Source organism: Curtobacterium sp. L1-20 (assembly GCF_048755855.1).
GTDB lineage: Bacteria > Actinomycetota > Actinomycetes > Actinomycetales > Microbacteriaceae > Curtobacterium.
The window spans coordinates 3,559,386-3,571,337 of the sequence record NZ_CP151473.1 but is presented as its reverse complement, the minus strand read 5'-3'; the positions used below and the strand labels follow the sequence as shown (position 1 = coordinate 3,571,337).

The following is an 11,952-nucleotide window of genomic DNA, read 5'->3' as shown; positions in this document are numbered from 1 at the left end:
CCGGCCGGACGCGCGCGCCTGACCGGACGCCCGATCGGGTTCGCCCGGCCGGACGCGCGCGCCGGTCAGCCGTCGGCGTCCGTCGGCGACGCGGTCCGGACGTGGGTCGGCAGCCCCGCTACTGCGGCCCCCCACGCCCACGCCGCCCCGGCGAAGACCAGCGCGGTGAGCGCCCAGAGCGCCCACGGCACCGGGGAGTCGAGGAGCCCGAGCGTCAGCGGGAACAGTGCCATCCCGACCGAGCCCGCCGTCTGGAAGACCCCGATCGCCCGACCGCGGACCCGCGGGTGCGGCGCCTCGGCCATGACGGCGTTCGCGGCCGGCAGGGCGACCATGTCCGCGACCGCCAGCAGCACGGCAACGAGCACGACGAAGGACCACGCCGCGAGCCCGTCGAGGGGTGAGAGCGCCACGAGCGGGACGACGGCGAGCGCCGTGAGTCCCGCGCCGACGGCGACGAGTCGACCGCGGTCCCGCCCCGCGACCCACCGGGTGAGGGAGGTCTGCAGGCAGGCGGCGAGCCCGGTCGCGACGGCGAACTGCACCGGCGCCACCGCGGCGGGCATGTGCCACCGCTCGACGAACAGGACGCTGAGTGCCACGTTCGGCAGCACCATCGCGGGGCCGATCAGGAACTGCCCGAGCGTGACGAGGCGCATCGACCGGTCGGCGGCGAACTCCCGGAGCGACCCCGTCCGGACGTCCGCGAGGTCGCGCGGCACCGGCTCGGGACGCCGGGCGCCGCCGGTCCGCTGGGTCGCGAACACGACCGCCGCGGCGACGCTGGTCACGACGTTCGCCAGGACGAGCCACCGCAGGCCGTCCTGACCGCCACCCGCCAGGGTGATCGCGGCGACGACCGCGCCGGCACCGAGGGCCGCGGCCTTGGTCGCCTCGAGGAAGGCGAACCACCGCTCGAACGGTCGGCCGGCGGAGAGGTCGTGGACGTAGGCCGTCCACGACGTCCAGTAGAGCCGCTCGGACGCGTTCGCGAGGAAGATCGCCGCGAAGACCAGGGCCGGGTCGTGGGCGACCAGGTACAGGGTGAACCCGGCGGCGGACAGCAGGTTGTTCGTGATCATCGACGCCTTCGCGCCGAACCGGTCGGTGACCACGCCGCCGAGGAGCCCGACGGGCAGGGCGAGCAGGGACGCGGCGGTCGAGAGCAGCCCGATCGTCGCGAGCGAGAGGTCGGTGGTCAGGGTGAAGTAGACGATCGTCAGCGGCAGGGTCAGGCCGGCGCCGATCGTGTCGACGAGGACGGCGAACGTGACGAAGCGGTGTTCGGCGAGCGTGGCGGTCGATGCCCGGAGGCGGGCGCGGATGGAGAACACGGGGAGTCCCTCGGAGTCGTCGCACGGCATCGGTGCCGCGCGGGCGTACTGGAAGCGCGCGGACCGGTGCGGTCCGCGTGGAGGGGGAGCCGGCTCTGGTGCCGGCTCAGCGCTTCGTTGCCATGACTCCGCTGTCGTGTGGGTTCCGGGTCCGCCGCTCCTCGGCTCGAGGACGACCCGGCCACGTTACCGCGGGACGGCGCTCCCGCCAAGGCGCCCGTGGACGGAGCGTCGGACGGCCGGGACGCAGCTGACGGCGGTCACCACGGCACCGAGGACGAACGCGACGAGGGGGCCGGCCGCGCCGACAACCACGCCGGCCGCAGCCGCGCCGACCGCCTGACCCAGCACGAGCGCGACGAACAGCATGGAGGTGCCCGCTGCGGCACGGTCGGGATCGATCTCGGTCGTCCAGGCGATGAGCGCTCCGGTCGCTGCCGTGTAGCCCCACCCGAAGACGACGCAGGCGACCAGTGCGACCACCGTCGACCGCGGGACGGCCCCGAGCGCGAGGACGGCGACCGCGACCGACGCGGTCGTGACCACCCAGAGCGTCCGGGCCCGGAGCCTGCTCGTCCAGCGTGCCGTGACCGCGACCGCCGCGCCGCCGAGCCCGAGCGCGGTCCAGGCCGAGACCGACACCGCCACCGGTGCCCCGGCGTCGACGAGCAGCGAGCGGCCGTACGTCCAGACGACCGCCGACCCCGCGCCGAAGAGCAGGGCGAGGACGAGCACCGCCCGGTGCGCGACGAACCACGCCCGTCCCGGGACCCCGCCGGGCCGGGCGCGGTCGTCGGGCTCGTCAGCGGTGCGCCGTCCGGCCGCGCCGAGCAGCACCGCACCGACCACGAGCGCGACGACCCCGGACCACGCCCAGGCCGTGCGCCAGTCCGGCAGCAGCACGAGCGCGAGGACGCCGGCGCCGACGAGACCCGGACCGGTGCCCGAGTTGACGACCGCCTGTGCCCGGGAGACCGCCGGGCCGGGGACCTGCTCGGCGACGAGTCGCACCAGCGCGGGCGAGGCCAGTCCGGCGCCGCCCGACGCGAGGACGGCCGCGACGCCGAACGGCACCGGGCCGGACGCCGCCGCCATCGCGAGGGCCCCGCCGCCCGCGACGATCGCCGACGCAGCGACGAGGGTGCGCGGCACGCGGGCCGCGCACACGAACCCGACGACGGCGGCGACGCAGTACACGGCGGACGCCCCCGACGAGATCCAGCCCGCGGCACCGGCGCGCACGCCGAGGTCGTGCTGCACGTCGGGGAGGAAGAGCCCGTACGCGAGCCGGACGAGTCCGTAGGTCGCGGCGATGAGCCCGAGCCCCGAGCCGACCAGGACCTGTTGTCGTAACGAAAACGATCGTTTCACTTCTGAGAGCCTAGGGTGCTTCCATGGCGATGCGTCCAGGGACCGAGGCGAAGCTCCTCGACGCCGCGGAGGAGCTCTTCTTCACCCGGGGGATCGCCGCGACCCCGATCGACGCCGTCCTCGAGCGCGCCCGGATCTCGAGCGCCACGCTCTACCGCGGGTACCCCAGCAAGGAGTCGCTCGTCGCCGCTGCGCTCCGGCGCCGACACGACGACTGGCTCGCGACCTGGGACCGCGCCGTCGACGCGGCACCGGACGACCGCGGCCGGCTGCTGGCGGTGTTCGACGCGCTCGACGACTACCGGTCGACCCCGGCCGGATCGCGCTGGTGCGCCTTCCTCGGCACCGCCGCCGAGTACGCCGACGCACCCGGCGAGGTGCGCGACGTGCTCGACCTCGAGACCGGCACGCTCCGGAGCCGGCTCGGCGGTTTCGCCGAGGCGCTCCCGGTCTCCGAGCGTGGAGCGGCGTCGGCGCTCGCCGACCAGCTCCTGCTCGTGCTGTCCGGGTACCTCGCGATGCGCCTGCGTGACGCGGCGCTCGGCACCGGGACCGCCCGGGTGGTCGCGGCTGCCCTGGTGGACGCGGCGACCATCCCGTCGTGAGGCGCGACGGCCGTTCCCCGGTCCGTGCCACCTCCTGCGCGTCCTCACATCCACCGTCGCCGAGTTCCCGGCCGTTCCTCCCCACCGGACTCGGTACGGTGCCGGGTGTGCAGCGCATCTCCTCCACCCTGGTCACGGAGCACGTGAGCTCCGAGGGCACGGCGCCCCGCGCATGACCGGCTCGCGTGCCGGTCGGATCACCCGCCGGTCCCTCATCGTCGGTGGCGCGGCCGTCGTCGGAGCCGGCGCCGTGGCGGAGGCGGTGAACCTGCGCGTGCTGCCCGGCCGCTCGACGATGTACCGGGTGCTCGGTCTCGACGGTCCGGCCGGCACCGTCCCCGACGTCCGGCCCGTGCCCACGACCTCGGGGACGTTCGTGTCCACCGCCCGACGGAACAAGCGGGTCGGGTGGACGATCGCGGCGCCGGATGCGTCCGGACCCCTGCCGGTCGTGGTCGCCCTGCACGGCTACGGCAGCGACCACACCGACTTCTTCGGCACGCACCTCGGCTACGACCGCTTCCTCGCCGCACACGTCGCGTCCGGGGGTGCACCGTTCGCGATCGCCGCGGTCGACGGCGGGAACCGGTACTGGCACCGACGGGCCGACGGGGACGACCCGTCCGCCATGGTCGTCGACGAGTTCCTCCCACTCCTGGCCCGCCGCGGGTTCGACACGGCACGGCTCGGGTTCGTCGGCAACTCGATGGGCGGGTACGGCGCCCTGCACCTCGGCGGCCTGCTCGGGTCGTCCCGGGTGCGGGCCGTCTCCGCGATCAGCCCGGCGCTCTGGACGGCGGCGGGTGACACCGCACGCGGAGCGTTCGACGACGCGGCCGACTTCCGGGCGAACACGGTGCTCGGCCGACAGCGTGCCCTCGACGGCGTCGCCGTGCGGGTCGACTGCGGGACCGGCGACGGCTTCGAACCCGCCGTGCGCACCTACGTCGACGGCTTCACGCACCGACCTGCGGGCGGCTTCCAGGCCGGCGGCCACACGCACGCCTACTGGCGGCGGATGGCGCCCGAGCAGCTCGCCTTCCTGGGGGCCCACCTCCACGCCTGACCCCGTGGTGCGGCGACGACGGGCCGCACCCGACACCGGTCGGACGGGAGGCGCGGCGGAGGTGACCGACGCCGGTCACCTCCGCCGCGCCTCCAGACCGGTGGTCAGCGCGCGAGCGCGCCCAGTGCGTCGACCGCCTCGACGACCGTCGCCACCTCGGTGCGGGTCGTGTAGTCGACGTGCACGTCGGCGAAGCGTACGGCGCCGTCCGCGTCGATGACGAAGACGGAGGGGAACGGGATGCGTGCGGTGTCGTCGGCGTTGCTGTCGGCGACGTCGAAGCCGAGCTGCGTGTGCGCTGCGCGAGCGGCCGCGGACGGCTCCGTGACGATGCCGAACCGACCGGCCAGCACGTTCTCCGGGTCGGACAGCACCGGGAACGCGAGCTCGCCGTTCGCGATGGCGGTCTCGGTGCCCTCCGGCGTCTGCGGCGAGACGGCGACGAGCTGCGCGCCCCGCTCCTGCAGCGCGGGCAGGAGCTCCTGCTGGTAGGTGCGGAGCGTGAGGTTGCAGTACGGGCACCAGGCGCCGCGGTAGAAGACGAGGACGGTCGGCGTGCCGGCGCGCACCGCGTCGAGCGTCGTCGCGGCACCCTTCGGGTCGGTCAGCGGTGCGTCGGGAGCGGTCGCGCCGACGCCGAGCGCGGACGACGGCACCCCCGCGGCGCGCAGGTCGGCCTGCTCGCCGTCGAACACCGCGGACAGCTCCGGCCCGATCTGGGCGGTGAAGCCCTCGTTGAAGGTCTCCACCTGGTGGGCGATCGTCTGGTCGGTCATGGCGCTCCTCGGGTCGGGCAGTCGGGTCCCGCGGCGGCGGCGCGGCGGGACCGGCAGCCGTGTCGCCGCCGGTGCAGGGAGCGTAGGCACGACGGCCGGCGCTCGGCGAGGGGCTGCGTCACGCTGCGTCACACCGCGCCGCCGGGTCGGGTGGTCAGGCGCGTCCGCGGTTGCGCCGGCGGATCTCCTTCGGCGCACGCCCCGCCATGAACGACCGCGCCGGGTCGACCAGGAAGCCCTGGCGCAGTGCCTCGCGCCCGACGAGCATCCGGAACCCCATCTGGTCGCGGTTGCTCAGCGTGACCTCGGCCTGGAGGACGCGGCCGGCGAGGGCCATCTCGGTGAGGACGACGATCCGCTCCTGGGTGTGCCCCGTCGAACTGCGGATGGTGCGGCGGTCGTGCACGTCGCACTCGATCGTGACCGCGTCGGCGTCGGTGTCCTGCCACGGGTGGACCGAGTATCGCACCCGGTCGCCGGGGAGTTCCTCGAGGTCGAAGGCGTGCAGTGCCGAGCTCCGCGCACCGGTGTCGAGCTTCACCTTGATCCACGGGATGCTGAGATCCGGCAGGGCCGCCCACTCCCGCCAGCCGGCGACGACGAGGCCGCCGTTCGGGGACTTCGGGACGCGGGCCATGTGCCCATCCTGTCGCATGCGCGGATCGTGCGCCCGCACGTCGGGACGCCGCGTCCGCGTGCTTTGATGGAGCGTCGCCGTCGACCCCGACCCCGCGGAGAACCCCTCGATGAAACTCGCCATCCTGTCGCGCGCGCCCCAGGCGTACTCGACCCAGCGCCTCCGCGCGGCGGCCCTCGACCGCGGGCACGAGGTCAAGGTCCTCAACACGCTGCGGTTCGCGATCGACCTGGCCGGCGAGGACCCGGACCTGCTCTACCGCGGCAAGCTCCTCAGCGACTACGACGCCGTGCTGCCCCGGATCGGCAACTCGATCACGTACTACGGCACCGCCGTCGTCCGGCAGTTCGAGCAGATGGACGTCTACACGCCGAACACCGCCAACGGGATCACCAACTCCCGCGACAAGCTCCGCGCGAACCAGATCCTCTCGCGACACGACATCGGCATGCCGGCGACGACCTTCGTGGCCGGCCGCAACGACGTCCGCGGCGCGATCGAACGGGTCGGCGGCGCCCCGGTCGTCATCAAGCTGCTCGAGGGCACGCAGGGCATCGGGGTGATCCTGGCCCCGGAGGCGAAGGTCGCCGAGTCGATCGTCGAGACGCTGCACTCCACGAAGCAGAACGTCCTCATCCAGTCGTTCATCTCGGAGAGCCGCGGCCGGGACATCCGCGCGCTCGTCGTCGGCGACCGGGTGGTGGCCGCGATGCGCCGGACCGCGTCCGGCGACGAGTTCCGCTCGAACGTGCACCGCGGCGGCACCGTCGAGAAGGTCACGCTCTCGCCCGAGTACGAGGCCGTCGCCGTCCGTTCGGCGCAGATCATGGGCCTCAAGGTGGCGGGCGTCGACATGCTCGAGGGCAACGACGGTCCGCTCGTGATGGAGGTGAACTCGTCGCCCGGCCTCGAGGGCGTCGAGCGTGCCACCGGGCTCGACATCGCGGGTGCCATCGTCGACTTCATCGCGAACCAGGTCGCCTTCCCGGAGATCGACGTGCGCCAACGCCTGTCCGTGTCGACCGGGTACGGCGTCGCCGAACTCCTCGTGCACACCAACGCGGACCTGGTCGGCAAGACCATCAAGGAGTCGGGCCTCTGGGACCGGGACATCACGGTCCTGACCCTGCACCGCGGTTCGAGCGTCATCCCGAACCCGCGGAGCGGCGTCGCGCTGGAGTCCGGTGACCGCCTGCTCTGCTTCGGCAAGCTCGAGGAGATGCGGTCGATGATCCCGGAGCGTCGGAAGCGCCGCGCGAAGGTGCGGAAGCTGCCGAAGGAGCCCCTGCCGACCGACGTCTGAGCGCGACGCGCCACCCGCAGCGCCTCCATCCAGCGCAACCGGATCGCGTACTCAGGCGGAATGGGGAAGTATGTGTCGGTGACGATCATGACGGAACGGCCGGTCGACCAGGCGACGAGCGACGAGCAGGAGCGGCCGGGCAACGCCACGGCGAAGCACCAGAACGTCTCGCTGCTGTCGGTGGCGACGACCACGGCCGAGCGGGTGACCACCTCGGCGGACATCGAGGCGCGTCTCCGCGGGGTCCTCCGTCGACTCCGTCTGCCGATGGGCCTGCTCGAACGCGTCGCCGGTGTCACCGAGCGCCGCAACTGGGGCGAGGGCCAGACCTTCCAGGACGCCGCGATCGACGCCGGCCGCCGAGCGATGGCCGACGCGGGCGTGCGCCCCGAGGACATCGGGCTGCTGATCAACACGTCGGTCACCCGCCCGCACCTCGAGCCGTCGGTCGCCGTCCGCCTGCACCACGGGCTCGGCCTGCCCACCTCGGCGATCAACTTCGACATCGCCAACGCGTGCCTCGGCTTCGTCAACGCGATGAGCGTCGCCGCGGGCATGATCGACTCCGGCCAGATCAAGTACGCGCTCGTCGTGGACGGCGAGGACGCCGACCAGGTGCAGCTCAACACGATCGACCGCCTGAACCAGGGCGGCCGGAACCGCAAGGACTTCATGAGCGAGTTCGCGAGCCTGACCCTCGGGTCCGGTGCGGCGGCGGCGGTGCTCGGCCCGTCGGACGCGCACCCCGAGGGGCACCGCATCGTCGGTGGGGTGACCCGTGCGGCGACGCAGTGGTACGACCTCTGCGTCGGCAGCGTCGACGGCATGTTCACCGACGCGAAGATGCTGCTCAAGGGCGGCATGGAGCTCGTCGTCGCCGCCTGGAACGAGGCCCGCGCCCACTTCGACTGGGCAGACATGGACCGCTACGTCCTGCACCAGGTCTCCGACGTGCACACGAACGCCTTCGTCGAGGCGATCGGCATCCCGCGCGACAAGGTCCCGACGACGTACCAGCGGTTCGGCAACGTCGGCCCCGCGTCCATCCCGATCACCCTCGCCGACGAGGTCGCGAACGGCGGCATCACCCGCGGCGACCGGGTCTTCCTCGGTGGCGTGGGCTCCGGCATCAACACGGCGATGATGGAACTGCGCTGGTGAGGTCCGGCCTCCCGCGCGTCGCCGCCGCAACGGCTCCGGCGACGCTCCCGCCGCCCCTGCCCGGACTCGACCCCGCCTGGTCGCGCATCGTCACGGTCCCGGGCGCTCTGGACGGCGGTCCTGGAGGCGCGGCCCGCCCCGAGCGGTCGTGGCACCTCCTCGACACGGCCGGCTCCCTGGACGAGCTCGGCGTGCGCCCGGTGGGCACCCTGCTGTGCGTGCACGGCAACCCCACCTGGTCGTACCTCTGGCGGTCGGTCGCCGCGCGGTCGCTCGCGGTCGCTCGGGCGGGCGGTCCGGTGTGGCGCGTGGTCGCGGTCGACCAGCTCGACATGGGCTTCTCGGAGCGCACCGGGCAGCAGCGCGGGCTCCCCGAGCGCGTCCGTGACCTCGGCGCGCTGACCGACGCGCTCGGCCTCAGCGGCCCCGTGGTCACCCTCGGCCACGACTGGGGCGGCGTGGTCTCCCTCGGGTGGGCCGTCGACCACCCGGACCTCGTGGTGGCCGTGGCGACGTGCAACACCGCCGTGCACCAACCCGCGGACGCCCCGATCCCGGCCCCGCTCCGACTGGCCCTCCGCCCCGGACTGCTCGGCCGTGCGACCGTCCTGACGCCCGCGTTCCTCGAGACGACCCTCGCGATCGCGCACCCGAAGCTCGACCGTGCGACGGCGGGCGCCTACCGGGCGCCGTACCGCGGTGCGGCACGGCGTGGCGGGATCGGCGGCTTCGTCGCGGACATCCCCGTCGACGCCGGGCACCCGAGCGCGCCCGGACTCGATCGCATCGCCGCGGGGGTGGCGGCGCTCGACGTGCCCGCGCTGATCATGTGGGGGCCGCGGGACCCGGTGTTCCTCGAGCGCTACCTCGACGACCTCGCCGCGCGTCTGCCGCAGGCCGACGTCCACCGGTTCGAGGGGGCCGGCCACCTGCTGCCGGACGACGCCGACGTCGCCGGGACCGTCTTCGAGTGGCTCGGCGACCGCCTGCCGGACGGGCACGTGGCCGTCGGCGACGAGCCGCGCCTCCCGACCGACACCGACACCGACACCGCCGTGAGCCGCCCGCTCTGGGCCGCCCTCGATGCGTTGCGCGACAGCGACGAGGCGGCGCTGGTCGAGATGGCTGCGCCGGGCGGCGTCCGTACCGTCTCGTGGCGGTTGCTGGCCCGGCGGGTCGACGAGATCGCGGCCGGACTCGTCGACCTCGGTGTCCGCCCCGGCGAGCGCGTCTCGTTGCTCGTCACACCGGGCGCGGACCTCACCGCCGTCCTCTACGCCTGCGTGCGGATCGGCGCGGTCGTCGTCGTGGCCGACGCAGGACTCGGACTGCGCGGGCTGACGCGTGCCGTCCGCGGGGCCCGGCCCGACTGGGTCATCGGCGCCCTGCCCGGACTCGGGGCCGCTCGTGCACTCGGCTGGCCCGGTCGGCGCATCGCGACCGTCGCGCTCCCGGCCGCGGTGCGGCGGGCGCTCCGCGTCGAGCACACGCTCGTCGCCGTCGCACGTCGAGGTGCTGCGCGGCTCGCGGCCGGCGAGGCCCTGCCGACCGCGCCGGCGTCGGACGCACCCGCAGCGGTGCTGTTCACCTCCGGGTCGACGGGGCCCGCGAAGGGCGTCGTCTACACGCACGGGCAGCTCGGCGCAGTCCGTGACGTCCTGGCGACCCAGTACGACATCGGCGTCGGGACGGGCCTCGTCGCCGGGTTCGCGCCGTTCGCCCTGCTCGGACCCGCGCTCGGCGCGCGGTCCGTCGCCCCGGACATGGACGTGACCGCCCCGCGGACCCTCACGGCGACGGCGGTCGCGGCATCGGTGACCGCGGCGGACGCGACCGTCGTGTTCCTGTCGCCGGCGGCCCTCGCCAACGTGGTCGCGACGGCGTCCGCGCTCACCGACGCGGACCGCGCCGCGCTCGGCCGCGTGCGCCTCTTCCTGTCCGCCGGCGCGCCCGTGTCCGCCGCGCTGCTCACCGCGGCGACGGAGCTCATGCCGAACGCGAGCGCGCACACGCCCTACGGCATGACCGAGGGGCTTCTCATGACGGACGTCGACCTCGACGGCGTGCGCGCCGCGTCGGAGTCGACGGACGAGGGCATCTGCGTCGGGGTCCCCGCGGCGAACGTGCGCGTGCGGATCGCTCCGCTCGACACCGCCGGTCAGCCGACGGGCGCGCTGACCGATGCGGCCGGCGTCACCGGCGAGATCGTCGTCGCCGCACCGCACGTCCGGCAGCAGTACGACCGGCTCTGGCGGCAGAACCGGGTCTCCCGGCTCGGCGTGGCGGACCCGCGCGGGCACCGCACCGGGGACGTCGGGCACCTCGACGCCGCCGGTCGGCTCTGGGTCGAGGGACGGCTGCAGCACGTGCTGACCACTCCGGACGGTGTCGTGACCCCGGTCGGCCCCGAGCAGCGCATGGAGCGCGTCGACGGCGTCGGCCGGGCCGGCCTCGCCGGCATCGGCCCGGTCGGCACGCAGCAGGCCGTCGCCGTGGTCGAGGTGACGGGACCACGCCCGCGTCGTCGAGGTCGTCGTCGTCCAGGGCTCGCCGATCCGGCGCTGGCCGCGTCCGTGCGGGCAGCCGCGGGGATCCCGCTCGCGGCGGTGCTCACCGTGCCGGTGCTGCCCACCGACATCCGGCACAACTCGAAGGTCGACCGCGCGCTGCTGTCCCGCTGGGCGGCGTCCGTGCTGTCCGGCGGACGGATGGTCCGCCCGTGACCGTCCTCGTCACCGGGGCGAGCGGGTTCCTCGGGCAGGCTGTCGCCGCTGCCGTGCGGGACGCCGGACACGACGTGCGGACGTTCCAGCGCCGTCCCTCCCGCGTCGCCGGGGTGACCGACGTGCTCGGCACGATGACCGATCCCGCGGCCCTCGGCCGAGCAGTGGACGGCGTCGAGGCCGTCGTCCACCTCGCCGCGAAGGTCTCGCTCGCCGGTGACCCGGCTGACTTCGTCCGTGTCAACGTCGACGGCACGCGCGCGCTCGTCGACGCGGCCCGTCGTGCCGGGGTCCGCCGTGTCGTGTTCGTCTCGTCGCCGTCCGTCGCCCACACGGGGTCGTCGCTCGTCGGCGTCGACGCGGGTCCGGCCGAACCGGAGCTCGCCCGGGGTGACTACGCCCGGACGAAGGCCGCCGCCGAGCTGATCGCACTCGGTGCGGACGCGCCGGACTTCGCGGTGGTCGCGGTCCGGCCGCACCTGGTGTGGGGACTGGGCGACACGCAGCTGGTCGGACGGATCGTCGAGCGGGCCCGGACCGGACGGCTGCCGCTGCTCGACTCCGGCGCTGCCCTCATCGACACCCTCTACGTCGACAACGCCGCGTCCGCCGTGGTCGCCGCGCTGGCGCACGCAGCCGACGACGGGGTGCACGGGAACGCCTACGTCGTGACGAACGGCGAACCGCGGCCCGTCGCCGAACTGCTCGCGGGCATCTGCACGGCGTCGGGGGTGCCGGCGCCGCGACGGCACGTGCCGGCCGGAGTCGCCCGCGCCGCCGGGTCGCTCGTCGAGGCCGTGTGGCGGGTGCGCCCGGGGGAGGACGAGCCGCCGATGACGCGGTTCCTTGCCGAGCAGCTGTCGACCGCGCACTGGTTCGACCAGCGACGGACCCGCCACGACCTGCAGTGGGCCCCGACGGTGTCGATCGACGAGGGCCTGGCGCGTCTGGCGGCCGCCGCGCGCTGAGGCCGTCG

The 11,952-nt window shown here is 74.5% G+C and carries 10 protein-coding genes; 6 read left to right on the top strand and 4 right to left on the bottom strand.

Going from position 1 to position 11,952, the window contains the following annotated elements:
* Positions 1-65: 65 nt before the first annotated feature.
* Positions 66-1,334, bottom strand: coding sequence for an MFS transporter (locus tag AAEP86_RS18295; protein WP_420368704.1), 1,269 nt, complete (start codon positions 1,332-1,334; stop codon positions 66-68).
* Positions 1,335-1,520: 186 nt separating this feature from the next.
* On the bottom strand, positions 1,521-2,705 hold the full coding sequence (locus AAEP86_RS18290) for an MFS transporter (RefSeq protein ID WP_420368703.1): 1,185 nt from the start codon (positions 2,703-2,705) through the stop codon (positions 1,521-1,523).
* A gap of 23 nt (positions 2,706-2,728) precedes the next feature.
* On the opposite strand from AAEP86_RS18290, the gene AAEP86_RS18285 reads away from it, so the two are divergent.
* On the top strand, positions 2,729-3,310 hold the full coding sequence (locus tag AAEP86_RS18285; RefSeq protein WP_420368702.1) for a TetR/AcrR family transcriptional regulator: 582 nt from the start codon (positions 2,729-2,731) through the stop codon (positions 3,308-3,310).
* A 172-nt stretch (positions 3,311-3,482) separates the two neighbouring features.
* The gene (locus AAEP86_RS18280) at positions 3,483-4,376 is read left to right on the top strand and encodes an alpha/beta hydrolase-fold protein (protein ID WP_420368701.1); all 894 of its coding nucleotides are present in this window, start codon (positions 3,483-3,485) and stop codon (positions 4,374-4,376) included.
* A 104-nt stretch (positions 4,377-4,480) separates the two neighbouring features.
* Here the strand turns inward: AAEP86_RS18280 and AAEP86_RS18275 are convergent, their stop codons facing one another.
* Positions 4,481-5,152 (bottom strand): peroxiredoxin-like family protein, encoded by a 672-nt coding sequence (locus AAEP86_RS18275; RefSeq protein WP_420368700.1) that lies wholly within the window; start codon positions 5,150-5,152, stop codon positions 4,481-4,483.
* 154 nt (positions 5,153-5,306) lie between these two features.
* Positions 5,307-5,789: an ATP-dependent zinc protease gene (locus AAEP86_RS18270; RefSeq protein WP_420368699.1), complete on the bottom strand. Its 483-nt coding sequence runs from the start codon at positions 5,787-5,789 to the stop codon at positions 5,307-5,309.
* A 109-nt stretch (positions 5,790-5,898) separates the two neighbouring features.
* Between AAEP86_RS18270 and AAEP86_RS18265 the strand changes: the two genes are divergently transcribed.
* The 4 genes from AAEP86_RS18265 to AAEP86_RS18250 all read left to right on the top strand — a co-directional run bounded on the left by AAEP86_RS18265 (position 5,899) and on the right by AAEP86_RS18250 (position 11,944).
* Entirely contained in the window at positions 5,899-7,092 is a 1,194-nt protein-coding gene (locus AAEP86_RS18265) for a RimK family alpha-L-glutamate ligase (RefSeq protein ID WP_420368698.1), read from the top strand.
* An 87-nt stretch (positions 7,093-7,179) separates the two neighbouring features.
* On the top strand, positions 7,180-8,253 hold the full coding sequence (locus tag AAEP86_RS18260; protein ID WP_420370528.1) for a 3-oxoacyl-ACP synthase III: 1,074 nt from the start codon (positions 7,180-7,182) through the stop codon (positions 8,251-8,253).
* Positions 8,250-10,976 (top strand): alpha/beta fold hydrolase, encoded by a 2,727-nt coding sequence (locus AAEP86_RS18255; protein WP_420368697.1) that lies wholly within the window; start codon positions 8,250-8,252, stop codon positions 10,974-10,976. Before AAEP86_RS18260 ends, AAEP86_RS18255 begins: the two co-directional genes overlap by 4 nt.
* Positions 10,973-11,944: an NAD-dependent epimerase/dehydratase family protein gene (locus tag AAEP86_RS18250; protein WP_420368696.1), complete on the top strand. Its 972-nt coding sequence runs from the start codon at positions 10,973-10,975 to the stop codon at positions 11,942-11,944. The genes AAEP86_RS18255 and AAEP86_RS18250 overlap by 4 nt, the downstream gene beginning before the upstream one ends.
* Positions 11,945-11,952: the final 8 nt, after the last annotated feature.

Coding starts and splice junctions, on each gene's coding strand:
- AAEP86_RS18280 (WP_420368701.1), top strand. CDS start 3,483: ATGACCGGCTCGCGTGCCGGTCGGATCACCCGCCGGTCCCTCATCGTC.
- AAEP86_RS18270 (WP_420368699.1), bottom strand. CDS start 5,789: ATGGCCCGCGTCCCGAAGTCCCCGAACGGCGGCCTCGTCGTCGCCGGC.
- AAEP86_RS18275 (WP_420368700.1), bottom strand. CDS start 5,152: ATGACCGACCAGACGATCGCCCACCAGGTGGAGACCTTCAACGAGGGC.
- AAEP86_RS18285 (WP_420368702.1), top strand. CDS start 2,729: ATGGCGATGCGTCCAGGGACCGAGGCGAAGCTCCTCGACGCCGCGGAG.
- AAEP86_RS18260 (WP_420370528.1), top strand. CDS start 7,180: ATGACGGAACGGCCGGTCGACCAGGCGACGAGCGACGAGCAGGAGCGG.
- AAEP86_RS18265 (WP_420368698.1), top strand. CDS start 5,899: ATGAAACTCGCCATCCTGTCGCGCGCGCCCCAGGCGTACTCGACCCAG.